Genomic DNA, 22,629 nt, shown 5'->3' with positions numbered 1-22,629 from the left:
GATGGTTAGTCGTTAATAAAAGCGGGTCCAACTCCTTCATTTTCAAGAAAAATTGCTATTCCATTATTTTTTATCTGATGCCGGACCTGTAAATAGGGCAATACCGATTTCTGCTGTTGCTCACGGGCAATTTTCGTCTGAAAAATAGATACAACGAGCGCAGCTAAGCTCAGGAACGTAGCAGAAATGCCGAGAAGAAGTTCAATGTTGATGCGTCGCCGGGCCTGGGCCATAAGTAGATAGGCTATACGTAGGGAGATGCCCGAAATAACGGAAACTTTACGATATTTGTCCAGCCTGCCCGGAACGTACACCCCCGGCAGATTGTTAAAAATATATTGCAGCGGTGCAAAAACCACGCAATTAACCGAGACTATGAGTAAGGACGCGGACATTTTAGAAAGCATAACCAACGCCGAATATAAATACGGATTCGAGACGCTGATTGAGGCTGATGAGGCCCCCGTGGGTCTTGATGAAAGCACGATTCGTTTCATTTCTGCCAAGAAAAATGAGCCTGACTGGTTACTCGAAAACCGGTTGAAAGCCTTTCGGATGTGGCAGGAAATGACCGAGCCCAAATGGCCGAATGTTAAGTATCCCAGGATTGACTATCAGGCCATTAAGTACTATTCGGCTCCGAAACAAAAGAAGACTCTCAACTCGCTCGACGAAATTGATCCTGAACTACTCGATACGTTCAAGCGATTAGGCATTTCACTCAACGAGCAGAAGCGATTAGCAGGTGTCGTTGAGCAGGAAGGCGATCGGCCGCGTGTAGCTGTCGATGCCGTCATGGACTCTGTTTCAGTAGCCACTACGTTCAAAAAAGACCTTGCAGAACGCGGTATTATTTTCTGTTCCATCACGGAAGCCGTTCATGATCATCCTGAATTGGTGAAGAAATACATGGGATCGGTAGTACCCGCTAAAGACAACTACTTTGCCGCGTTGAATGCCGCCGTCTTCACCGACGGATCGTTCTGCTACATTCCCAAAGGAGTTCGCTGCCCAATGGAATTATCGACCTACTTCCGCATCAACGCAGCTGGTACGGGACAGTTTGAACGGACGCTGATCATTGCCGACGAAGGATCGTATGTAAGTTATCTCGAAGGTTGCACAGCTCCGATGCGGGATGAGAATCAGCTTCACGCGGCTGTGGTCGAGCTAGTTGCCCATGCCGATGCTGAGATCAAATACTCGACGGTGCAAAACTGGTATCCGGGCGATAAAGAAGGCAAAGGTGGTATTTACAACTTCGTAACCAAGCGCGGTATTTGCGAGGGTGCCAATTCCAAAATCTCGTGGACGCAAGTTGAAACGGGCTCTGCCATTACGTGGAAATATCCTTCAGTAATTCTGAAAGGCGATAACTCCATTGGTGAGTTCTATTCGGTAGCTGTTACCAACAACATGCAACAGGCTGATACGGGCACCAAAATGATTCATATTGGCAAGAATACCAAGAGCCGGATCGTATCGAAAGGTATTTCGGCGGGTAAAAGCCAAAACTCCTACCGGGGCTTGGTGCAGGTATTGAAACGAGCCGAAAACGCGCGCAATTACTCGCAGTGCGACTCGTTGCTGTTAGGCGACAAGTGCGGAGCGCATACGTTTCCGTATCTGGAAGTGAACAACCCGACAGCGACGGTTGAGCACGAAGCTACTACGTCGAAAATTGGTGAAGATCAATTGTTTTACTGCAACCAGCGTGGTATCCCAACCGAGCAGGCAGTGGCGCTCATCATCAATGGGTACGCCAAGGAAGTGTTGAACCAACTGCCCATGGAGTTTGCTGTAGAAGCCCAAAAGCTTCTGGCCATCAGCCTGGAAGGCAGCGTGGGTTGATTGATTTACAAGCTTTTGATATATTGAAGCCTCTACGGAAACGTGGAGGCTTTTTGCTAAATCTGCCTTTACATTAGAAAAAGATAAAGTCTATTATGAGCGTTTATTACGGCATAAAGAGGCAGAATTACTGGATTCTATCGGCGATATTCTGCAAATAGAATTAGTCTTGCATGACCTTCGGAAACTCTATCTTCGTGTGTTGGATTTAGAAGAAGGATCAGTGACGGCATATCAGTTACGCGAATAGGAAAATCGATTACGTCACTTACTAACAGTTGAGCAGAACCACCTTACTGATTTGGAATTAGACATTTCTCACGCTAAATTTATGATTAACCTATTGACCCGAAAACCATGACCTCAGCAGATAAAAAACAACAGGCACAGTCCATAGCTGAAGAAGGAAAACTTCTGGTTAATAAAGCCGAAATGCTGTTGCAAAAAGTTGTCTTACGTAATGCCCGACTAAGTCAGGAAATTAAACTAACCCGGCTTGAGCTGGAAGAAAAATTAGGTCAGCAACAACAGTAGTATCCGGCTTTTGTGTATTGGTTAGAATAACTACAGCGAATGAACTAGCTTATTTTTTACATAGTAGAGCCTCTATGGAAACGTAGGGGCTTTTTTCTGCACACTAAGACAACGCAAATTTCGTATACATTCAAATACCCTTTATTGCCTCCCCACTCACCAATTCACCAATGTCGCTACGTAGTTTTTTACTCTATTCATTATTTGGCCTACTGGCGTTTACGGCCACTGCCCAATCCCGCCGACGGGCTCAGTTGACCACTTCTCAGAACAACGGTCCGGTGCCCGTTGTGTCCGCTCCCCAAACTCGTTTGCTGGAGAGTATGGTGATGAATAGTTCGCTGATGAATCGAGCCGTGAAATATTCCATCTACTTACCACCCGACTATTATACGTCGAATCGCCGGTATCCAGTCGTGTATTTGTTGCATGGTCTTGGCGACAATGAAGGAAGCTGGATACAGTTTGGCGAAGCCGACCGTATTGCCGATGCGGGTATTCGGTCGGGAGAGCTTCCGCCAATGATCATTGTCATGCCCGACGCGGGCGTGACGTGGTATGTGAATGATTATCAGAACAAAGTTCGCTACGAAGATATGTTCGTGCAGGAACTGATTCCGCACATTGACTCGACCTTTCGAACCCGCACCCAACGGGAATTCCGGGCACTTTCAGGCTTGTCGATGGGGGGATTTGGTTCATTAATGCTGGCCATGCATCACCCGGACTTGTTCGGGTCCTGTGCCGCTCTAAGCGCAGCTGTCCGTACGGATGAAACCTTTGCGGCTATTCCAGAAGAGCGCTACAATACTGTTTACGGGCCAATCTTCAGCGGTCCTGCCAAAGGACAGGACAGGTTGACGGTAACCTGGAAACGTAATAGCCCGATCAATCTGGCTAAATCAGCACCAGAGGGCGACCTTACAAAGGTTCGATGGTATGTTGATTGTGGTGACGACGACGCTCTCACTGTTGGCAACGCCATGTTGCATCTTGCCTTACTCGATCGTAAAATTCCGCATGAATACCGCGTCCGTGATGGAGCTCATACGTGGTCATACTGGCGCACCGGACTTCCCGATGCGCTAAAGTTTATTGCGGTAAGCTTTCACCGTTAATTGTTGTTACCCCGCTTCTGAATCGGAACAATCGCTTCCGTTTCTTCCCACGCCAATGCCATATCGATACCGTTAGCCGATGGTCTGAAACTGATGTAAAACTGTTCAGCCATTGGACTGTGCTTTTGCGATATGACAGGCACACGTAGTATGTCTTTCGTCTGGTCGTAGTTAGTGCCCCACTGGCCCGTTTCACTGTTGAATATAACAATCCATCCGTTCTGCGATGGGATAGTCCAGAGGGAATAGCTGCCTTCATCTAAAGGCTGCCCAGCTACCACGACATTCTGGTCGAAGTCAATTACAGTGGCTTCGTTCGCGCCCGTACGCCACACTTTCCCATAGGGCACCAGACCGCCAAAAATCTTACGTCCTTTCTTGTAAGGCTGGCAATAATCGACTTTAATTTTCAAACCACTCTGATCAATCTGCGCAATCGCTTCCGGACTGCTGGATTTGGTCCAGCTACGTAGTGTAAAGAAGCCAACAAGCACCACAGCGGCCAGAATACCGAGGATAATAAGGATGCGTTTCATGGGTATAAAGTGGTTTTAAACGGACAGCCTGCAAGGTATGAAGATTTTGTAACTTGCAGACTTTCTTAAGTTGCCCACCGAAGTATAATGTCTCGAATCGACTATCCACTCATTTACCCAGACCTTCGCAAGGACGAAACAGAACCATCTGGTGGCTACGTAGAAATGCACGTAACACACGCATCTCACGAAGCGGCCCGAAACATTGAAACTGCAATTATTCTGGCCAGACAAAGCTTCAAAGTACGGCTTTTACCAATTGATAATACACCACATATTAAAAATCCGGACGCTTATCTTATTGATCAGGATATCATAGTAGAGTTCAAACATAACTATACACCCACTGCTTCAGCGATCGAACGTGAAATACGTAATGCCAAAAAGCAGGCCGATTATATTTTGATCCACATAATGAGCGATATTACAAAAGGAGAATTGATAAGAGGCCTAAAATCACAAATTCACCGGGCAGAGAATGTAATTGCCGTGTGGATGCTTCTGGAAGAGACATTATATCAATTTACACCAACTGAAATTCGAGACGGCACAATTGAGTTAAAAATACAATGAGGTGACACGGCCGAACCGCATCACCTCAAGGAGGGGCCTGGGATCTCTCCCTGACCGCTACAAAGTTACAATATATCTATAGGTAAAACTAGTGAAACCATATAAAAAATTATATGATTTCACTAGTTTTATGATAACTACGCAGTCTCTTTCTTCAATTTATCCCGCAACTGAAATAACTCGTCGCGAAGGCGGGCGGCTTCCAGGAAGTCGAGATCTTTGGCGGCACGTTCCATTTTGGACTGCGTCTCGTTGATAACTTTTTCCAGATCGCCTTTGCCCATGTACCGCACGACAGGATCGGCCGCGATGCGAATTTCTTCCGGCTCTACATAGAAATGCTTTGCTTTGGAGTCGGCCACTTTGGTCTGTCCCATAATAGCTTCCCGTGATTTTAACACCGTTGTCGGTGTAATACCGTTGTCAATATTGTACTCCAACTGAATGGCCCGACGCCTGTTGGTTTCGTCAATCGCCTTCTCCATCGAACCTGTAATTCGGTCGGCATACATAATCACCTTACCATTGGCATTTCGGGCCGCACGGCCAATGGTCTGAATTAAGGACCGGATATCGCGCAGGAAGCCTTCTTTGTCAGCGTCCATAATGGCTACCAGCGATACTTCGGGTAAATCCAGGCCTTCCCGCAGCAGGTTGACACCGACCAGTACGTCGAAATTACCCAGGCGTAAATCACGCAGAATTTCGACCCGGTCAAGCGTTTTCACCTCCGAGTGAATGTACCTTGTTTTGATGCCAACGCGATCCAGATACTTAGTTAATTCTTCGGCCATACGTTTGGTTAACGTAGTGACCAGCACCCGTTCGTGGTTCTTGATTCGACTATCAATGGATTCGAGCAGATCATCAATCTGATTCAGGCTCGGGCGTACTTCAATTTCGGGATCGAGCAGCCCCGTTGGCCGAATGAGTTGCTCTACCACAACGCCCTCACTTCTTCGCAGTTCATAATCTGACGGTGTGGCCGATACGTATATCGACTGTCCCGACAAATCCTCAAACTCCTGAAATGTCAGCGGCCGGTTATCCATCGCCGATGGCAACCGGAAACCATAGTCCACAAGGGCGGTTTTTCTGGAACGGTCACCACCCCACATGGCCCGGATTTGCGGAATCGTGGCATGGCTTTCGTCGACAACCATCAGGTAATCGTCGGGGAAATAGTCAAGCAAGCAGAACGGTCGTTGGCCGGGTTGGCGTTTATCAAAATAGCGCGAATAGTTTTCAATACCTGAGCAATACCCTAGTTCACGCATCATTTCAAGATCAAATTCAGTACGTTCCCGAATACGGGTGGCCTCCTGTTCCCGAAACTCTGACTCAAAGTAACGTACCTGAGCCACCATATCGTCCTGAATCTGATACATGGCGCTATTGAGCGTATCACGACCCGTCACGAACAGATTGGCCGGGAAAATGGTGACCATGTTCTCGCTGGAGATTTTCTTGCCCGTTGAGGGATCAATCTGCTGGATGGTTTCGATTTCGTCGCCGAAGAAAATAACCCGGTAGGCAAAATCAGCGTACGCTACGTAGAGATCGACGGTATCGCCTTTCACGCGGAAGTTGCCACGCTCAAACTCCCCTTCTGTTCGGCTATACAGAATGCTGACCAGTTGGTGCAGAAAGTTATTACGGCTCATCTGCTCACCAACTGCAATACGCACTACGTTACGTTTGAACTCTTCGGGATTACCCATGCCGTAAATGCAGGAGACCGACGCGACAACGATAACATCCCGCCGACCGCTCATCAGGGCCGACGTTGCCGCCAGCCGCAATTTGTCGATTTCTGCGTTGATAGCCAGATCTTTCTCGATATACGTATTGGTCGTAGCGATGAATGCTTCTGGCTGGTAATAGTCGTAGTAGCTAATGAAGTACTCGACGGCGTTTTCAGGAAAAAACTGCTTAAACTCACCGTAAAGCTGGGCTGCGAGGGTTTTGTTATGACTTAAGACGAGCGTTGGGCGGTTGGTTTGGGCAATGAGGTTGGCCACCGTAAATGTCTTTCCGGAGCCGGTTACGCCCAACAACACCTGGGCGGGTTCGCCTTCGTTTACGCCCTTGACTAACTTTTCGATTGCCTTAGGCTGGTCGCCCGTGGGTTGAAATTCTGAGGTTAATTTGAAGTTCATCGTATCGTTGTGAATCTGGACAATTTACGAAGAATCAGGCTGGATTGCAAGAGCAGTTTTTAAAATAAAGCACATCGTCAACGTCCTCACTTGTTTGTTCAGAGACTGCCCAAATCATTCCTGTTTTATAAAATCTCGTCAATGTGCCTGTGGGTCCCGAAAGCATAATCCGTAAATTGCCGTCGAATTTTTACTGATTCATGGATAATAACTACCAACCTACTGAGTATGTTGATTATGTGAAGAAGCAGCCCGTCTGGGTATTTTATCTGCTTTCGTTTTTCACATTTGGTCTTTACACCATTTATTGGTTTTACAAATGTTGGCGCTTCTTTCGGGAATCATATGGTTGGGACATCTATCCGGTTTGGCGGGCTATTCTAGCAGTGTTTTTTACGCACTCCTTGTTGGAGACGATTAATGATCTTGCCAAAGAGAAAGGTCACCCGGGTATCAGCAGTAACCCTTACGCAACAGGATACGTAGTAGTAGCGATTGTTCAGCGCCTATTGGACCAGACTATACCGACCGCCCTGGCGCTGCTTCCACTTTTATTGATGCCGTTTTTATTCCTGATACCAACCGTTAAACAACTTAATTACTTCTACGAAAAAACTCATCCGAATGAATACCAACCGGCATTCAGCCCGGGCGAACTAATTGCGTTATTGCTGGGTGGTATCGTAATGGGCTTGGGCGTTGCGGGTACGTTACTGGGCGAAGTCTAAAAAGTGCTACCCGATCATCAGATTGCAACCGCGAACATCCGAATTGTCGAACCGACCAATTACCCGAAAGTTACCCGGTGTTGATTCGATCGATTCACCCGTATCACCTATGTATTGCCCCAAGTCCTGAGTTTCAATAAATGAGCACGAATCCAGGTTAGCTAGGTCTACGACATTGATTCCGCCGGTGCGACGATCACCATTACTATTATACTCCTCAGGATACAGGAAAAACGGATCGTTAATATCGCGCAGAAACACACGTAGTGTCGAACTGGGCCGAAATACGCCATCACCCATCGAATAAGCCTGTGAGAGCAGCTCCGTCATGCCATATTCTGAATGAACACTACGTATACCCAGCCGATGGGTCAGTATCTCGTGAACTTCTTCGCGTAGTAATTCCTTTCGCCGACCTTTCATGCCACCGGTTTCCATAACGATCAGGTCAGGAAGTTTGCCAACGAACGTCAATTCACGGGTTGACTCTGCCCAATCCAGCAAGCCAAACGTGACGCCGATTAACAGAACTTTTTTTCCGTCCGGTTGCTGAGCAAGCTGCTGTAGCCGCTCCGTCAGTTCATCGTAATTATGAAGAAAAAAGCCGCTTCTGAAAGCATTTTCTCCGGATTTGGTGGCCTGATTTAAACCGGTTTGCTCTATAAATCGCTGAACCATATACACCAGCGATGAGTTATTTCGTTCAAGGTAAGACGGCAATAGAGCCAGGATATGAAAGTTTTGAAGCGGACCATACGTCTGTTCAAAAATCCGGGTACTAATGGCATCATACAGGTCCGAATCGGGCACGTAATGGCGGCTGGTTTGATCTCCTGTGGTGCCACTGCTGGCAAAAGTGAGCGTATTAGTACTGACCGGATTGCGTTTACTGTCGATACCCGTTAAAATGGCATGTTGTTTGAAAAACCCAATCGGCATGAACGGTATCCGGCGCAAGGTCGTGACCTGTTCCGGCTGACAATTCAGGTGACGCAGATAGTCGCTATAAATTGGATTAAAAGCCGCCTGATACTGAAAAACAGCCAATGCCAGCGACTCGAACGTATCCCGGTTGGGTGGACTTGAGCTAAGTGCCAGAATTTGTTGCCGGAGCGATTGGCGCAGTGCCGCTGCTCCGGTCGAGAGTGTTAATGAAAAAGACAAAGTAACAAAAGCGTTTATTGCACAACGAGTACAACAGTATGCGACGGCAACAAATTCAACCGTATCTCTTCGTAGTAGGAATAGCTTTGATTTTATCATCCTGCTTCACCGAACCCAACTATTCAAACACACCGGAGATCGAATTCAAAGGTCTTTTTCGCTATCCGCTGGCGGCTGGCACAGGTGTTGGCAAACCAAAGCGGGATTCTATTGTGATTACAATTGGCTTTAAAGACGGCGATGGTAACCTGGGTACCAGTGCCTCATCCTACAAAGCCGACTCTGTCCGTTACGCATCCAGTGGCGGATGGGGCAATTACGAAATTAAGACGTTTAGACTCGTCAATAAGCAGTATATAGAATATAAGCAACCAGTGCTTCTGACGCTAATTTTTCCTAATCTGACTGAAAACAAACCAAGCGGCCCAATTGAGGGCACCCTGGATTTCAATCAGATTTTCCCGTATGGAACAAGGAACGCTATTTATCCGACCAAATTTCAAATCAGAATTCGGGACCGCGGCTTAAACGTAAGTAATGTTATTGAAACAGATACACTCTGGGTTCCTTATCAAAATGGATAAGTAGTATCTAATTAACTGGCATTCAGCACAATTCGGAACGTAGTACCTTTACCGACTTCTGAGCTTTTAACAAATAGCTTCCCGCTATGGTATTCTTCCACAATGCGTTTGGCCAGCGTTAGGCCTAATCCCCAGCCACGTTTTTTGGTGCTAAAACCCGGCGAAAACACTTTCTGCATATTCGCTTTAGAAATTCCTTTCCCCGTATCGGTAATGTCGATGGCCACTTCCTGATGTGGTAATGGCACTATATTTAGTCGGAGTTCGCCTACTCCTTTCATCGCGTCCACCGCGTTTTTGCAGATATTTTCGATCACCCACTCAAATAGTAACTTATTTATTCTGACCATTTTATCGGGTGGTAGCTGGCTGGCAAGAGTCATTTTCACTTTCGTTGAAATGCGCTTCGCGAGGTAATCGGTAAACTGCTGGACAACCTCATTCAGATTTTCCTCTTTCAGCGTTGGCACCGACCCAATGCTTGAGAAACGGGACGTAATGGTTTCCAAACGCTGGACGTCTTTCGCAATTTCGTCGGTTATCGATCCATCAAACTGGTCAGGATCTGAGCGCATATACTCTACCCAAGCCATAAGCGACGACATGGGTGTCCCTAACTGGTGAGCCGTTTCTTTGGCTAAACCCACCCAAACGCGGTTCTGCTCGGCCCGACGCGACGAACTAAACGCCAGATACGCCAGCACCCCCAAAGCCGCCATAACGGTCAGCAATGCATAGGGGAAATAGGCTAGTTGACGCAACAGGCTGGAGTTAGCATAATACACCAAACCCAGTTGGCCATCACCCAGATCCACTACCAAGGGTTTATGCTTTTTGCGCATTTCCTGCGTTTTTTTCCGCCAAAATTGATTTTTCTCTTCAGGCGTCAGCCCATCCGGTGTATCATCAATATTTTTGGTAAAGGCCACTGCACCATCAGGATTAACATAAATGGCGGGAATTGTGGTGTTAGCCTGAAGAATCTGGTCGGTTACGAAGGTTAAATCGCCGGCATCGGGGTGGCTTGAGCCAAACAAATAGCCAATGCCATTGGCGTATAGTTGTACATACTGTTTTTCCCGATCTTCCAGTTTAGTAATGAGTCGATCGGTGTAGAGCAGTGAGCCTGTTCCTACCAACAGCAGATTCAGGGCCACTATAATTTTCAGAATATTATTCTGACTATAAATATCAAATGACTTTAGCATGTCTTCCTGCTGTTTATGCTGGCTACTGGCCTCCGACCCACCGTTGCATAAGAACAGCCTTCGTTATGGTACAAAAATAGGGGCATTGTCGGTTATAAGGTCATGGGCACTTTCGCCTAAACAACGTAGTAAATTACCCGATAGTAGCCAACAATCACAAGTACGTTCTATGAACGACAAAAATGGTTTAAATGTGTAAAATCGAACGTCTGCGCAACCATTAGCGTTCTAAATTCGAATAGGATGTAACAAAGAAAGCGCCCAGCTATTTGGACGTATTCTAAATAGAGAACGGTTTACTAAGCGTGCATGTATGTCCGGCAATTGTACCGTAATTTTGTATAGGCCAATGGCTAATTAGTGCGATTTATACCAATGTTAGACACCTTCAAAACAATTAGTTTATCTCATAAAACTGCACCCCTCCATGTGCGGGAACTAATTGCACTTAACGAAGACGAAGCAAAGCGATTAATGCTGAGGTTACGGGATTTTTTCGGACTAACCGACTTATTGGTTATCTCTACCTGCAACCGCACAGAGGTCTATTATGCTTGTGAACAGAATCTGAATACCGATATTGCCCGGCTGCTACTGATTGAAAAAGGACTGACCGACACAGATAATTATTTGCCTTATTTCCAGTTTTTTGAGGCACATGACGAAGCGGTTCGGCACTTGTTCGAAGTTTGCGTTGGCTTGCATTCGCAGGTTGTAGGCGACATGCAGATACCAAACCAGGTAAAGCAGTCCTACCAGTGGTCGGCCGATTTAGATATGGCTGGGCCGTTTCTGCACCGGTTAATGCATACCATTTTCTTTACGAATAAGCGGGTGGCGCAGGAAACGCCTTTCCGTGATGGAGCCGCGTCGGTTTCGTATGCGGCCGTCGAGTTGATTGAAGAATTGGTAGGTGAACATCAGAACCCCAACGTGCTGGTTATCGGTCTGGGTGAAATTGGTACTGATGTTTGCAAGAATCTGGAAGCTCGTAAGCTAACGAACATTACGCTTTGCAACCGGACGCAGGCCAAGGCCGAAGCGCTGGCTAGTCAGCATGGTTTTCGGGTAGCTGATTTTTCTAACTTAACCGATGAAATTCGCCGGGCCGACGTCATTATTTCGTCTGTTCTGCGCGATGATCCACTGATTACCCCTGAACTACTACGTGATGTTAACGTATTGACCTTCAAATACTTTGTTGATTTGTCGGTTCCCCGTAGCGTTGATGCGGCCGTTGAGCAGATTCCAGGCGTACTGGTGTACAACATTGATAACATTCGCCACCGCGCCGATGAGGCCCTGAATCAGCGGTTGGCGGCTATTCCGAAGGTCGAAGCCATTGTGACGCAGGCTGTAGCCGAATTTGGCGACTGGTCGAAAGAAATGGTTGTATCGCCAACGATCAATAAACTTAAAAATGCGCTGGAACAGATTCGTCGTGACGAAATTGCCCGGCACATGAAGCACTTAACCCCCGATGAGTCTGAGAAGGTGGACAAAATTACGCGGGGTATCATGCAAAAAATCATTAAGCTGCCCGTATTACAACTCAAAGCCGCTTGTAAACGAGGAGAAGCCGAAACGCTCATTGACGTACTGAACGATCTGTTCGATCTAGAGAAGCAAACGACCGAAGAGCCTAAGCATTCATATTAATCGAGATTATCCGATTTCGAAACTCCCAAATTGGCAACGGTTTGGGAGTTTTTTCGTTTTTGTCTTGCTGGAGCACCAGTATAAAAAAGTATGTCAAAACTCATTAACGCCTTATTTCGCCTGTTTATAATCACTGTGCTGGTGGCAGGATTGATTGCCATCTGGGAGCAAATTCGCAGCAACAGTGTGCTAAGCCGATTTCGGCGGAGCGACAATACAACACAAAGCATTGTTCTGAAGGAGATTACAGCCTTAGGCAAGCTGGAATTGGTAAAATATACGTTTAAAGACATCGTTGAGCACGAGCAGGTGAATACGTTTTTGCCTAATGCCAATGCTGTATTGATTGTAGAAGGGGAAGCCACTGGGTGCATCGACCTGACCCGCATTAACTCGGCCAATATCACAATAGACGGTGATTCCGTTACGGTGCAACTTCCTAAACCCGAACTGTGCGGCTGGAAAATCAATCACGATCGTTCGCGCGTCTATGATACTCGCTTTTCGTTTCTGGACGACGCCCAGTTGGTAAGTGATGCCTATCGGAAGGCGGAGCAGCAGGTCAAACAATCGGCCCTGAACGGTGGTATTCTGGACCAAACCCGTCGCAACGCCGACCAGATGCTACGTCCGCTGCTGGAACGTATATCTGGCAAGAAAATCGGCTTGACGTTTCAGTAGTAAGAGCCTGAATATGCTACGTTCCTCAGCAAAATGCCTTTCTAAAATAACCTGAGCTATTTGTAATTGAGTACTTATTCTGTGTTCTCAGTGGTTAACTAATTCAATTTTCGCCCCGCTTTATTTGCCGAGCTTATACCATTGAATATTCTTCAGGGGCTGCCGACGAAACGTATTTGTCGTGGCGGCCGTCTCGGGACCGTAGTGCTTTTCGAGGTAGTCCAGAACGACTTTTTCTGAGTCGCCTAAATCCCAAAGCTTGTGGTATTTCTGCATCCACCGAATACGATCTACCCAGCCCGCCCGCGTAAAACGATGCTGCAAAATGAGCTTTGAGGAATGACAGGCTGTACATTGTGCCTTCACCATCATTAGGCTCGGGTCATTGATCAACCCTGTTTCGGCATCAATTTTCCCCGTATCGGCTACCATTACTGAAGCGGCAGATGCGCTGGACGAATGTGTTACTGGAGCCGCTCGGAAGCTAGCCATACAGATGAGCATCGCTCCGATAAAAAATATAGCTTTTACTACGTTCATAACGCTGAATACTGATTTCTATACGGCCTTCACGGCAATTCGATGGCAGGCATTATTGAGGTAACCGCCGGGGTTCCATTGGGGAATCACCATGGGTTGCATGACCCCATTGCTATCCGTAGCCCGCACCCATACTTCATAATAACCCGCCTGCGGGAATGTTACATCAGCTGACCAATTCTGCCAGGCCAGGCGATTTTTAGGCCGCTCCAGTTTACTCTTTTGCCAGGTGGCGCCATAGTCAATGGATGTCGCTACGTCGGCAACGGCCCGATCGCCAGCCCAGGCATGACCACGTAACGACAGCGTTTTTTTGCCTTCGAGCAAGGCGCCCGATTTAGGATACGTTATGAGCGACTTAACTGGCATCGACTCAATGATGCGAAAGTTTTCGGGCGTTTCGGCAATTTTTTCGCCGGGTTGCACGGGGCGAATCGGCATCCTGTAGCTGTGGCCTTCCATTTTTGCGCCGTCATGCTCTTTGTTGCGTATGGCAATTGTGTGCAGCCACTTTCCCGATACGGAAGCAGGCCAGCCGCCAATTACCAACCGAAGCGGATACCCATGCACTAACGGAATATCCTGGCCATTAACGGCCCACGCAATCAGGGTTTCTTCTTCAAGCGCTTTTTTGATAGGTACACCCCGCGAAATAGCCACTTTGGTAGGGTCCTGACTCAAATGAGGGTCTTTACCGTAGTAACCAATATAAACCGCATCGTCTTTCAAGCCCACATCGGCCAGGATATCTTTCAGGCGAACACCCGTCCATTCAGCACAGCTAACCGCCCCCTGATCCCAGGGATTACCCGTCGTTTGGGGTTCATAGCCCGCGCGCCCATTGCCTCCACACTCCAGCACAAGCTGATACGTGTACGACTTAAATCGTTTTTTCAGCTCAGCAAGGGTGTACGTTTTTTCGGCCTTTACCGACTCGCCTTTGATCGTGAGCGTCCACTTTGCCAGATCAATTGGCTTAGCTGGTATCAGGCCATTATTTCGGATAAACATCTTATCGACAGGCGTAATAGCATCGTCTAACAGATGAACGGGCGATTCAACGTTCCAGGGTTTATCGCCCAACACTTTCATCTCGGTGCTTTTCCCCTTGAGTGGGTCATAGTCAGTATTTAAGCCCAATGGCCGATGATACCGAGGCATTTTATCGGCAAAAACGACATCAGTGCCCACCAGCGTGGTTAGCGCGGCTAAAGCGCTTTTCTGGAGGAACCCCCGCCGATCATGAAGCCCATTTTTCATCATTCTATAGTTTTCGTGTTCAGGCAAATTTCGCCACCAACATGACCATCACCCTGATAAACGTCTGCTGGAATATCGCTCGTAAAAATACATCACAACCCAGTTGCCTACTAGAAAGACTGGCGTTAATTCTAAAAATGAACCGAACTTCATGTTGTGTTGAACTGGCAAAGCTGACTCAAACCAAGAACTGAATTATTTTGGTGAATCTCTATAGTGCCATGCCAACGTATTAAACACCTTATTAGCGCCCGCACCAAACCAATAGTCTGAGTACACAACATAAATTTTAGCGTAAGATAACTTTAGCCTATGATCGCTGAACCGAATAATGTATTTATGCTTTTTTAAGTCAATATAGCCTGCCCAAAAGGCGTTTGTACCTATACGAGATTTAACTATACCAATGGCTTATGAATACGACCCCGCCAATCGTCACGAATGGAGATTTATTGATTGCCGAGCCATTCATGGGCGATACAAACTTTGAACGTAGTGTTATTCTGGTTTGTGAACACAGTCCTGCCGGTACGTTCGGCCTGGTGCTTAATCAGCTTACGGATATTCATCTGGGTGATGTGATTGAGGATATTCAGCCCGACTTACCCCTGTTTGTGGGGGGGCCTGTTCAGCAAAATACGCTTCATTTTATTCACCGTCGCCCTGATCTGATTGATAGTTCGATCCGGTTACGCGAGGGATTGTATTGGAGTGGGGATTTTGACGAAATCAAGCGAGCGATCAATGTAGGCACGTTAAATGAGCGTGATATTCGCTTCTTTATTGGCTATTCGGGGTGGAGCGAAGGCCAGTTAGATGCTGAGTTAAGCCAGAAAGCCTGGATTATCAGTTCAACGAATGCCGACTTTCTGTTCGATACGCCAACGAAAGAATTCTGGCGGGGCGTTCTGAAGCGAATGGGTGGTGAGTATAAGTCTATTGCCCATTACCCGGTTGATCCGCGACTCAATTAGCGGTTCAATTCAGCCAGGCAACTAACCTTACCAACAACTTCTTAACATTTTTTAACCAATTTTGTGGGGCCTGGCGAATTGCCGGGCCTTATCTTTCGTGAATCCGTCCTAATCCAGTAGCGAACGGCAAATTCAATCTGTTAACAGTCCAGTATGCATACGTACCGATTACTCTTTTTTGTTTTTTTCATAAGCTCACCATTGTTCGTTCGGGCGCAAAGTAATAATCCCGTTGGTGGCCATTTTGGCATAAAATTTGGCGCTACGTTTACGCAGGTGCATATTACCGGCACTAGTGTCAACATTCCTAAACGGGCGCTGGAACCTCATCTGGGCCTCATGTATCGGTATCGGTTGCATAAATGGGTGCTTCAGCCGGAAGCGCTACTTGCCATTAAAGGCGGTACATTTCAGCAGGAACAACCCGTTGGCGGCCGAACCACAACGAAAAATCCGTACTACTACGCCAGCCTCCCCATCCTGTTGGGTTACATTCCAACCGAAGGGCTGACCGTACAGGCAGGCCCCGAGTTCAGTTATGCCTTAAGCACGGGAGCCATAGGCGGTCCGTCTGCCCAAAGCGACATTGGTCTGGCGGTAGGGGTGCACTATGATTTTCTGGATATGCTCTCCAAATGTAGTTTGCATATTCGCTATATATATGGTTTTACGAACGTATCGCCAGAAAACACGGCGCTTTATTACAACCGAAATCTTCAGATTTCGCTGGTGTATAACCTGTACAAACCAAGAAAGAAATAATGTATAGGGTTTACGGTATTTGGTTTACAGTGGCTGACGCGAACTTGTCATGCATTAGCCACTGTAAACCAAATACAATAAACCGAACACCGTAAAAACATGCTCTCCGATTTCGGTATTATTCTGCTGTTTATTCTGGCTGCCTTCGCCTTCATTGCAGTGGTGTTGTTTGTGGCCCGGTTGTTACGTCCACACCGGCCAAACGTAGAGAAAAACAGTACGTATGAATCGGGGGAGGAACCCGTTGGTAACGCCAATGTTCAGTTTAATATTCGTTTCTACGTAGTAGCGCTGGTCTTTGTGTTGTTCGACGTTGAGCTGGTTTTCCTGTTTCCATGGGCAACGGTGTTTGGTCAGGCCGCGCTTATCAAAAGTACCGATGGGCTATGGGGGTGGTTTGCTTTGACCGAAGCCTTTCTTTTTGTGGTCATTCTGGCACTGGGGCTCGCGTATGTCTGGGCAAAAGGCTATCTTGACTGGGTGAAACCACAGCCAAAAATTCCATCAATAGAAACGAAAGTCCCCACGCATTTGTATCAGCAAGTAAATGATCGATACAAACGTTGAGCTTATTCCCACTACGTTACTTACGGCTGTTGTTGCTACTATGTGTCTTATTTCCAATCCAATTAATTGCCCAAAATTCCACGTTTACTACGTATCGAATTCGGGTTATTACGAAAGAGGGTGATCATTTTAGAGGTCCGATGGACGACATTGACAATTCGTATCTTTATCTTAGAGACGAGCGCATTCCACTTACCCGGATCCGTAAAGTGGTCATTAGCAGCAATACGAATAAACCTATGTTAGTAACGGGAGCCATTGTGGGAGCGCTGGCTATCGGTTATTTAGCGAATCAATCGTTACGTACCAATCAGACTCGCAGCCCCGTAGCGCACGGTCTGACGGTCACCTTTGCCGCTGCGGGTGGAGCCGCCGTTGGTTTGTTGCTCGGTTCTGCGGCTAGTCGTATCAACCGTAAGGTTATTCGGCCGGTGAACCAGGGCTCTTCGGAAACCAGTCTAGTGCGGCAACTGGAGCCTTTCACACTGCGTTATCAGGAGGACATACTTAAGCGTCTGCCTAAAATTATTCAGTAATATGACAACTCAACCCTCCTCCGATAAAACGGGTGAAGCCAGCGTAATTATGCTGCAGTCCGAAGAACTCCTGAACTGGTCGCGGGAGAAGTCGATGTGGCCCCTGAGTTTCGGACTGGCCTGTTGCGCCATTGAAATGATGCAGGCTTTTGCGGCCAATTATGACCTCGAACGATTTGGTATTTTTCCGCGCCCTTCGCCCCGGCAGGCCGATGTCATGATTGTATCCGGGACAGTCACCTATAAAATGGCCGACCGAATTCGGCGGCTTTATGAGCAGATGCCCGAACCACGCTACGTAATTTCGATGGGTTCCTGTTCGAATTGTGGTGGACCTTACTGGCAGCACGGCTACCACGTAGTGAAAGGAGTGGATCGCATCATTCCGGTGGATGTGTATGTGCCGGGCTGCCCGCCCCGCCCGGAAGCCCTGATTGATGGCTTTCTAAAATTACAGGAAAAAATCAGGACTGAACACCCGCTGCTGGGAATGAAAGAGATAGAGTCGCAAACCAGCTCATCTTCAGTGGAGACAACCATTCAAGCAGACGATTTGCCAACTCCTTCCTGATGAACAGCCTGTCTCTCGCTTTCTGGCAAACGATTCGTTCGGTCCGGTTGCTGTGGCTTATTTATGGTATTACGCTGGTGCTTGGTTTGCTGGTGGCGCTGCCTTTCTATAACACGCTCAAAATTGAAGACCAGAATTCTCTGGCCTTCATGAAGTTGCTGGACGGATTCGACTACACGGTTTACTCTGATTTCATCCAACGTAGTGAACGGACTATTGCCCCGCTCATAAGTGTTGGACGCTGGCTGGGTGTTTTGTACGTGTTTCTGAGCGTATTTTTTGCGGGCGGCATATTGGCTCAATTTGCGCAGTTGTCACAACCATTCAGGGTTGGCTTGTTCTGGCAGGGGTGCAGCCAGTACGTTCGGCGTTTCCTGCAATTGTTCTTTGTTACGTTGCTTTTTGTGCTGGTTGGCGGAGGACTCTGGCTGGTCATTGGTATACTCGTGGGAATTGCCTTGAGCAGTACGTTAACCGAGCGTGGTCTTTTCTGGATTGGCGCCCTGTTTTTTGCCTTGTTCGCGATAACGGCTACGCTCCTGCTTTGCATCGGCGACTATGCTAAAGTGATCATGTTCCGCGAGAATGAACTGAATGCTTTTCGAGCGTTTGGGCGAGCTGGCCGACTAGTACTACAGAACATGGGCAAGACATATGGCCAGTATGTTTTGCTGATAGTGATCGGTACAGCTTTATTCGGCGTTTATTTTCTGCTCGACGAAGTCATATTGATGAGTAACTGGTTTACAATTCTGGGTATGCTGATTGTGCAGCAGCTACTGATTTTCGCTCGTGTGGGACTGAAAGTATGGTCATTAGGCACTGCCTACGCCGTCTACGAAAGACTGCCTAAACCCCTTTTACCACCAGCACCTATAGGCGAGTCTATTTCTGAAATCAGGCCCGACGATGAACGGACTTTGTTGCCAGAGTAGCGTCTGCTTACTTTAAATTGCCTCTTCTGATGACAAACCGCAGTAATTTCCTCAAGCAAGTGCCCTGGCTGCTTAGCCTCGTTCTTTTTATGTCGCTGGCGTTTAAACAGGACGTACCACCCCGATTGCAATTATTTCTGCTCATTGGTCAGTCGAACATGGCGGGACGGGGTGTTCCCGACGCCGAAGATCAGCCGATCAATCCCCGTATCTGGATGCTGACAAAAGAGTTGAGCTGGGTTCCGGCCCGCGACCCGATGCATTTCGACAAACCAGCGGTTATCGGCGTTGGACCAGGTTTAGCCTTTGCCAGACAGTTGGCCAATACGTATCCTACCATCAACATTGGTCTGATTCCAAGCGCCGTGGGCGGTTCGGGCATTGATGTCTGGAAACCCGGTGCTTACTACGAGCCCACAAAATCCTACCCATACGATGACGCGTTACGCCGGGCAAAAAAAGCGCTCGAAAATGGGCAGTTAGCCGGTTTTATCTGGCACCAGGGCGAATCGGATTCAACGCCGACCAATGCACCTGCTTATGGCGAAAAACTGACCGAATTGGTTCAACGACTCCGAAAAGACCTGAATGCTCCTCACGTACCGTTTGTTGTTGGGACGCTGGGCGATTTTGTTGTTAAGCGTAATCCAGACGCGAAAACAGTTAATGATGCCCTTCAGCAAGCACCCCAACACAATCCTGATTTGTATTGTGTCATCTCGTCGGGCCTGACCGATAAAGGCGATTCAACCCACTTCGACACTGCTTCAGCCCGTACGCTCGGCCGCCGATACGCCGATGTCTTTATCCAAAAGAAATTATTGACCACCAAGCCTTAATTTTTCTGACAGAATTGATGGGTTGGGCAAGCGTAAAGAAACCTTGTTTTATCCTCCTAATCCTGTCAGAAAAATGAAAATTCAGACAGGGCCCAATCTTCTTTGGTCATTTCGTATTATTGCAGAATCGTTTAGTATTTACTTTCTGATTCTGCCTGATGGCTGTTCCTACTCTTTCTGATAAGCAACAATCTCCTGCTGCCGGACTATTTGGCTTGCCGGTCATCGTAGCTGCACTCGGCTATTTTGTTGACATTTACGACCTACTCCTTTTCGGCATCGTTCGCGTACCAAGCTTAACTGATCTTGGCCTTACGCCAGAACAGATTTCGACGGTTGGTGCCAGCATTATCAACTGGCAAATGGGCGGTTTGCTGCTCGGTGGTATTCTGTGGGGTATCATTGGCGATAAGCAAGGTCGCTTGTCGGTTCTATTCGGCAGCATCATTACGTATTCAATTGCCAATATCGCCTGCGGATTCATCAAGCATGTTACGTTCATGGACCCGGTTACGTATTATGCGCTGATGCGGTTTGTGGCGGGTATCGGGCTGGCAGGCGAATTAGGGGCTGGAATTACCCTCGTGAGTGAGATTCTACCGAAAGAAAAACGCGCCATTGGCACATCGCTCGTGGCTGGAATTGGCCTTTCGGGCGCCGTAGTGGCTTATTTTACGGTAAAATATTTCGATTGGCAAACAGCCTTTCTGGTAGGTGGTGGGCTGGGCATTGGACTCCTGTTGCTCCGTGTGGGCGTGGTTGAATCGGGCATGTTCAAAAATGTGACGGAGCAGGAAAACGTGAAACGGGGTGATTTTCTGTCCTTTTTCACCAATGCCAACCGGCTCAGTCGCTACCTCAAATGCATTGGTATTGGCTTGCCCACCTGGTTTGTCATCGGGATTCTGGCTACGTTCAGCAATGAGTTTGGGAAAGCACTGGGCATTGCCGAAGAAATTCAACCGGGCTTGTCTATTATGTGGTGCTACGTTGGACTGGCCGTTGGTGATCTGGCCAGTGGATTTATCAGCCAGTCAATGGCCTCACGAAAGAAAGCGGTGGCCCTGCTCATGGCGATTGCCCTTGTCTTCGGCTTGGTTTATCTTTATTTCGGCGTCAAAAGTGCGACCGTTCTATATGGGCTTTGCCTGGCAATGGGCTTTGGGATCGGCTACTGGGCCATGTTCGTCACCATTGGGGCCGAGCAGTTTGGGACGAACCTGCGGGCAACGGCGGCCACGACAGTACCCAATATGGTTCGCGGCCTGGTCATCCCGATGACACTAACGTATCAGGCGCTCAAACCGTCGCTGGACATTATCAATGCCGGGGCCGTAGTGGGGTTGATCAGCTTCATTCTCGGCTTTTATGCCATCCTGACCATTCCTGAAACCCACGGAAAGGACTTGAATTATTTGGAGGAATAGGCAGAACCGGGATTTTTATGATAACACGAATTGACCTGATTTTACATATAGTTATGAAAGATTTTATTGAAATAGGCTAGCGTTTCAACGACTTACAATCTCATGTCAATCAATAAAATCACAGAAATCCCGGTTCAGACTTCCTTTCGCCCCTTATTTGCCCTGCCGGTGATTGTATCGGCGTTGGGATTCTTCGTTGATGTATATGACATGCTGATTTTCAGTATTGTACGCGTCCCGAGCCTGCAATCGCTGGGCTTGTCGGAAGTCGATGTATCGAAAGCAGGCACGTTTATTCTGAACTGCCAGCAGGCGGGGTTACTGATTGGCGGTTTTCTATGGGGCGCCCTGGGCGATAAACGCGGACGGATGTCCGTCCTTTTTGGCAGTATCGTTACCTATTCGCTGACAAACATTGCCTGCGGGTTTGTGCAGGACGTAAATACCTACGCGTTTCTTCGGTTTTTGGCGGGCGTTGGTTTGTCGGGCGAAATTGGGGCCGCCATGGTCCTCGTTTCCGAAATTTTGCCCAAAGCGATACGTAGTTATGGTTCGTCTATGGTAGCGGGCATCGGCTACCTTGGTGCAGGCGTCGCTTACCTGACTGTCGAGTATTTTAACTGGCGAACGGCATTCTGGGTGGGTGGCGGCATGGGCCTCGCTCTATTACTACTGCGCGTAAGCGTTTTTGAATCGGGCGTATTCAACCGAATGAAAACCGAACACCGAGCCGTCAGCCGGGGCAATTTCCTTTACTTTTTCAGTAGCTGGCCACAGGCGATCAAATACTTCCGCTGCGTTTCGGTGGGTATTCCAACCTGGTTCATCGTTGGGATTCTGGCTACGTTCGCTAACGAGTTTGGGCAGGAGCTGGGCATTGCCGAAGGCATAAAACCCGGTCGATGCGTGATGATGATTTATGTGGGTCTGGCCGGCGGTGATCTGCTCAGTGGGCCGATAAGTCAGTGGCTACAATCGCGACTGAAAGCCATTACAGGGCTCTTGATTTTTAGTGCACTTCTCAGCGGGGTTTATCTGTTTGGAGGTATTCACACGGCCAGTGGCATTTATACAGTGTGTCTGTTAGCGGGTTTTTGTACGGGATACATTGCGATGTTCCTGACGATGGTAGCCGAATTATACGGCACAAACCTCCGCAACACGGCCACTACGTCGGTACCCAGTGTCGTTCGGGGTACGCTCATTCCGATGACATTGCTATTCCAGGCGCTCAAACCGTCGCTGGGCGCGCTAGTTGCGGCAGGGTTGCTGGGAGCCGTCGTTTATGGACTTTCTTTCTGGTCACTCAGCCAAATGGAAGAGACATTTGGCAAAGATTTAGACTTTGTGGAGTGACGTTCAACCGCTCATCCTTTTCTTAAGCCGTTGCTCCCAAACGACAGCGGCTGGCAGTTTCATTGGC

General features: G+C 47.9%; 24 protein-coding genes. 17 read left to right on the top strand and 7 right to left on the bottom strand.

Features of this window, described 5'->3' with window-relative positions; translation table 11 throughout:
- Positions 1-5: 5 nt before the first annotated feature.
- Entirely contained in the window at positions 6-395 is a 390-nt protein-coding gene (locus tag ACYVEA_RS17475; RefSeq protein WP_461114717.1) for a hypothetical protein, read from the bottom strand.
- Between ACYVEA_RS17475 and sufB the strand changes: the two genes are divergently transcribed.
- From sufB to ACYVEA_RS17460, 3 genes are all read left to right on the top strand, one after another.
- A complete protein-coding gene (sufB, locus tag ACYVEA_RS17470; RefSeq protein WP_461114716.1) occupies positions 376-1,851 on the top strand; it encodes a Fe-S cluster assembly protein SufB in 1,476 nt (491 codons plus the stop codon). The two genes, ACYVEA_RS17475 and sufB, sit on opposite strands and share 20 nt — an antisense overlap.
- A 357-nt stretch (positions 1,852-2,208) precedes the next feature.
- A complete protein-coding gene (locus ACYVEA_RS17465) occupies positions 2,209-2,385 on the top strand; it encodes a hypothetical protein (protein ID WP_461114715.1) in 177 nt (58 codons plus the stop codon).
- A 170-nt stretch (positions 2,386-2,555) separates the two neighbouring features.
- A complete protein-coding gene (locus ACYVEA_RS17460) occupies positions 2,556-3,503 on the top strand; it encodes an alpha/beta hydrolase (protein ID WP_461114714.1) in 948 nt (315 codons plus the stop codon).
- On the opposite strand, the gene ACYVEA_RS17455 is transcribed toward ACYVEA_RS17460, so the two are convergent.
- On the bottom strand, positions 3,500-4,039 hold the full coding sequence (locus ACYVEA_RS17455; protein ID WP_461114713.1) for a DUF2911 domain-containing protein: 540 nt from the start codon (positions 4,037-4,039) through the stop codon (positions 3,500-3,502). The genes ACYVEA_RS17460 and ACYVEA_RS17455 overlap by 4 nt on opposite strands.
- A gap of 87 nt (positions 4,040-4,126) precedes the next feature.
- Between ACYVEA_RS17455 and ACYVEA_RS17450 the strand changes: the two genes are divergently transcribed.
- Positions 4,127-4,612, top strand: coding sequence for a hypothetical protein (locus tag ACYVEA_RS17450; protein ID WP_461114712.1), 486 nt, complete (start codon positions 4,127-4,129; stop codon positions 4,610-4,612).
- A gap of 137 nt (positions 4,613-4,749) precedes the next feature.
- Here ACYVEA_RS17450 and uvrB read toward each other — a convergent pair whose 3' ends face one another.
- Complete coding sequence (gene uvrB / locus ACYVEA_RS17445) at positions 4,750-6,771, bottom strand: excinuclease ABC subunit UvrB (protein ID WP_461114711.1); 2,022 nt, start codon at positions 6,769-6,771, stop codon at positions 4,750-4,752.
- 200 nt (positions 6,772-6,971) lie between these two features.
- On the opposite strand from uvrB, the gene ACYVEA_RS17440 reads away from it, so the two are divergent.
- The gene (locus ACYVEA_RS17440) at positions 6,972-7,499 is read left to right on the top strand and encodes a hypothetical protein (RefSeq protein ID WP_461114710.1); all 528 of its coding nucleotides are present in this window, start codon (positions 6,972-6,974) and stop codon (positions 7,497-7,499) included.
- A 6-nt stretch (positions 7,500-7,505) separates the two neighbouring features.
- Here the strand turns inward: ACYVEA_RS17440 and ACYVEA_RS17435 are convergent, their stop codons facing one another.
- Entirely contained in the window at positions 7,506-8,663 is a 1,158-nt protein-coding gene (locus tag ACYVEA_RS17435; protein ID WP_461114709.1) for an acyl transferase, read from the bottom strand.
- Between the two features lie 38 nt (positions 8,664-8,701).
- Between ACYVEA_RS17435 and ACYVEA_RS17430 the strand changes: the two genes are divergently transcribed.
- Positions 8,702-9,247 carry a hypothetical protein gene (locus tag ACYVEA_RS17430; protein ID WP_461114708.1) on the top strand — a complete coding sequence of 182 codons (546 nt, stop codon included), beginning with the start codon at positions 8,702-8,704 and terminating at the stop codon, positions 9,245-9,247.
- An 11-nt stretch (positions 9,248-9,258) separates the two neighbouring features.
- Here the strand turns inward: ACYVEA_RS17430 and ACYVEA_RS17425 are convergent, their stop codons facing one another.
- Positions 9,259-10,455, bottom strand: coding sequence for a sensor histidine kinase (locus ACYVEA_RS17425; RefSeq protein WP_461114707.1), 1,197 nt, complete (start codon positions 10,453-10,455; stop codon positions 9,259-9,261).
- A gap of 375 nt (positions 10,456-10,830) precedes the next feature.
- Here ACYVEA_RS17425 and hemA point away from each other — a divergent pair, with 375 nt between their 5' ends.
- Positions 10,831-12,114, top strand: coding sequence for a glutamyl-tRNA reductase (hemA, locus tag ACYVEA_RS17420; protein WP_461114706.1), 1,284 nt, complete (start codon positions 10,831-10,833; stop codon positions 12,112-12,114).
- Positions 12,115-12,204: 90 nt separating this feature from the next.
- Entirely contained in the window at positions 12,205-12,795 is a 591-nt protein-coding gene (locus ACYVEA_RS17415; protein ID WP_461114705.1) for a DUF4230 domain-containing protein, read from the top strand.
- A gap of 120 nt (positions 12,796-12,915) precedes the next feature.
- Here the strand turns inward: ACYVEA_RS17415 and ACYVEA_RS17410 are convergent, their stop codons facing one another.
- Together ACYVEA_RS17410 and ACYVEA_RS17405 are read right to left on the bottom strand one after the other, a co-directional pair.
- Positions 12,916-13,335 carry a hypothetical protein gene (locus tag ACYVEA_RS17410; RefSeq protein ID WP_461114704.1) on the bottom strand — a complete coding sequence of 140 codons (420 nt, stop codon included), beginning with the start codon at positions 13,333-13,335 and terminating at the stop codon, positions 12,916-12,918.
- Between the two features lie 18 nt (positions 13,336-13,353).
- Positions 13,354-14,595: a sulfite oxidase gene (locus ACYVEA_RS17405; protein WP_461114703.1), complete on the bottom strand. Its 1,242-nt coding sequence runs from the start codon at positions 14,593-14,595 to the stop codon at positions 13,354-13,356.
- Positions 14,596-15,008: 413 nt separating this feature from the next.
- Between ACYVEA_RS17405 and ACYVEA_RS17400 the strand changes: the two genes are divergently transcribed.
- From ACYVEA_RS17400 to ACYVEA_RS17360, 9 genes are all read left to right on the top strand, one after another.
- A complete protein-coding gene (locus ACYVEA_RS17400) occupies positions 15,009-15,569 on the top strand; it encodes a YqgE/AlgH family protein (RefSeq protein WP_461114702.1) in 561 nt (186 codons plus the stop codon).
- A 153-nt stretch (positions 15,570-15,722) separates the two neighbouring features.
- The gene (locus ACYVEA_RS17395) at positions 15,723-16,331 is read left to right on the top strand and encodes an outer membrane beta-barrel protein (RefSeq protein ID WP_461114701.1); all 609 of its coding nucleotides are present in this window, start codon (positions 15,723-15,725) and stop codon (positions 16,329-16,331) included.
- 99 nt (positions 16,332-16,430) lie between these two features.
- On the top strand, positions 16,431-16,898 hold the full coding sequence (locus tag ACYVEA_RS17390; protein ID WP_461114700.1) for an NADH-quinone oxidoreductase subunit A: 468 nt from the start codon (positions 16,431-16,433) through the stop codon (positions 16,896-16,898).
- Positions 16,895-17,434 (top strand): hypothetical protein, encoded by a 540-nt coding sequence (locus ACYVEA_RS17385; protein ID WP_461114699.1) that lies wholly within the window; start codon positions 16,895-16,897, stop codon positions 17,432-17,434. The genes ACYVEA_RS17390 and ACYVEA_RS17385 overlap by 4 nt, the downstream gene beginning before the upstream one ends.
- Position 17,435: 1 nt before the next feature.
- Positions 17,436-18,005 (top strand): NADH-quinone oxidoreductase subunit B, encoded by a 570-nt coding sequence (locus ACYVEA_RS17380; protein ID WP_461114698.1) that lies wholly within the window; start codon positions 17,436-17,438, stop codon positions 18,003-18,005.
- A complete protein-coding gene (locus ACYVEA_RS17375) occupies positions 18,005-18,940 on the top strand; it encodes a hypothetical protein (protein WP_461114697.1) in 936 nt (311 codons plus the stop codon). The genes ACYVEA_RS17380 and ACYVEA_RS17375 overlap by 1 nt, the downstream gene beginning before the upstream one ends.
- Before the next feature lie 29 nt (positions 18,941-18,969).
- Entirely contained in the window at positions 18,970-19,779 is an 810-nt protein-coding gene (locus ACYVEA_RS17370) for a sialate O-acetylesterase (RefSeq protein ID WP_461114696.1), read from the top strand.
- 158 nt (positions 19,780-19,937) lie between these two features.
- Positions 19,938-21,206 (top strand): MFS transporter, encoded by a 1,269-nt coding sequence (locus ACYVEA_RS17365; protein WP_461114695.1) that lies wholly within the window; start codon positions 19,938-19,940, stop codon positions 21,204-21,206.
- Between the two features lie 102 nt (positions 21,207-21,308).
- Positions 21,309-22,562 (top strand): MFS transporter, encoded by a 1,254-nt coding sequence (locus ACYVEA_RS17360; RefSeq protein WP_461114694.1) that lies wholly within the window; start codon positions 21,309-21,311, stop codon positions 22,560-22,562.
- The last annotated feature ends 67 nt before the right edge of the window (positions 22,563-22,629 follow it).

It is taken from the genome of Spirosoma jeollabukense, assembly GCF_054777855.1.
The sequence above is the reverse complement of the archived record's forward strand: the minus strand, read 5'-3'. Positions and strand labels throughout refer to the sequence as shown.

Excerpts from the sequence above, each read along its gene's own strand:
- ACYVEA_RS17395 (WP_461114701.1), top strand. The coding sequence starts at position 15,723 with ATGCATACGTACCGATTACTCTTTTTTGTTTTTTTCATAAGCTCACCA.
- ACYVEA_RS17460 (WP_461114714.1), top strand. The coding sequence starts at position 2,556 with ATGTCGCTACGTAGTTTTTTACTCTATTCATTATTTGGCCTACTGGCG.
- ACYVEA_RS17425 (WP_461114707.1), bottom strand. The coding sequence starts at position 10,455 with ATGCTAAAGTCATTTGATATTTATAGTCAGAATAATATTCTGAAAATT.
- ACYVEA_RS17410 (WP_461114704.1), bottom strand. The coding sequence starts at position 13,335 with ATGAACGTAGTAAAAGCTATATTTTTTATCGGAGCGATGCTCATCTGT.
- ACYVEA_RS17360 (WP_461114694.1), top strand. The coding sequence starts at position 21,309 with ATGTCAATCAATAAAATCACAGAAATCCCGGTTCAGACTTCCTTTCGC.
- ACYVEA_RS17365 (WP_461114695.1), top strand. The coding sequence starts at position 19,938 with ATGGCTGTTCCTACTCTTTCTGATAAGCAACAATCTCCTGCTGCCGGA.
- ACYVEA_RS17430 (WP_461114708.1), top strand. The coding sequence starts at position 8,702 with ATGCGACGGCAACAAATTCAACCGTATCTCTTCGTAGTAGGAATAGCT.
- ACYVEA_RS17415 (WP_461114705.1), top strand. The coding sequence starts at position 12,205 with ATGTCAAAACTCATTAACGCCTTATTTCGCCTGTTTATAATCACTGTG.
- ACYVEA_RS17475 (WP_461114717.1), bottom strand. The coding sequence starts at position 395 with ATGTCCGCGTCCTTACTCATAGTCTCGGTTAATTGCGTGGTTTTTGCA.
- ACYVEA_RS17390 (WP_461114700.1), top strand. The coding sequence starts at position 16,431 with ATGCTCTCCGATTTCGGTATTATTCTGCTGTTTATTCTGGCTGCCTTC.
- ACYVEA_RS17400 (WP_461114702.1), top strand. The coding sequence starts at position 15,009 with ATGAATACGACCCCGCCAATCGTCACGAATGGAGATTTATTGATTGCC.
- ACYVEA_RS17380 (WP_461114698.1), top strand. The coding sequence starts at position 17,436 with ATGACAACTCAACCCTCCTCCGATAAAACGGGTGAAGCCAGCGTAATT.
- ACYVEA_RS17375 (WP_461114697.1), top strand. The coding sequence starts at position 18,005 with ATGAACAGCCTGTCTCTCGCTTTCTGGCAAACGATTCGTTCGGTCCGG.
- ACYVEA_RS17455 (WP_461114713.1), bottom strand. The coding sequence starts at position 4,039 with ATGAAACGCATCCTTATTATCCTCGGTATTCTGGCCGCTGTGGTGCTT.
- ACYVEA_RS17465 (WP_461114715.1), top strand. The coding sequence starts at position 2,209 with ATGACCTCAGCAGATAAAAAACAACAGGCACAGTCCATAGCTGAAGAA.
- sufB (WP_461114716.1), top strand. The coding sequence starts at position 376 with ATGAGTAAGGACGCGGACATTTTAGAAAGCATAACCAACGCCGAATAT.
- ACYVEA_RS17370 (WP_461114696.1), top strand. The coding sequence starts at position 18,970 with ATGACAAACCGCAGTAATTTCCTCAAGCAAGTGCCCTGGCTGCTTAGC.
- ACYVEA_RS17450 (WP_461114712.1), top strand. The coding sequence starts at position 4,127 with ATGTCTCGAATCGACTATCCACTCATTTACCCAGACCTTCGCAAGGAC.
- hemA (WP_461114706.1), top strand. The coding sequence starts at position 10,831 with ATGTTAGACACCTTCAAAACAATTAGTTTATCTCATAAAACTGCACCC.
- uvrB (WP_461114711.1), bottom strand. The coding sequence starts at position 6,771 with ATGAACTTCAAATTAACCTCAGAATTTCAACCCACGGGCGACCAGCCT.
- ACYVEA_RS17405 (WP_461114703.1), bottom strand. The coding sequence starts at position 14,595 with ATGAAAAATGGGCTTCATGATCGGCGGGGGTTCCTCCAGAAAAGCGCT.
- ACYVEA_RS17440 (WP_461114710.1), top strand. The coding sequence starts at position 6,972 with ATGGATAATAACTACCAACCTACTGAGTATGTTGATTATGTGAAGAAG.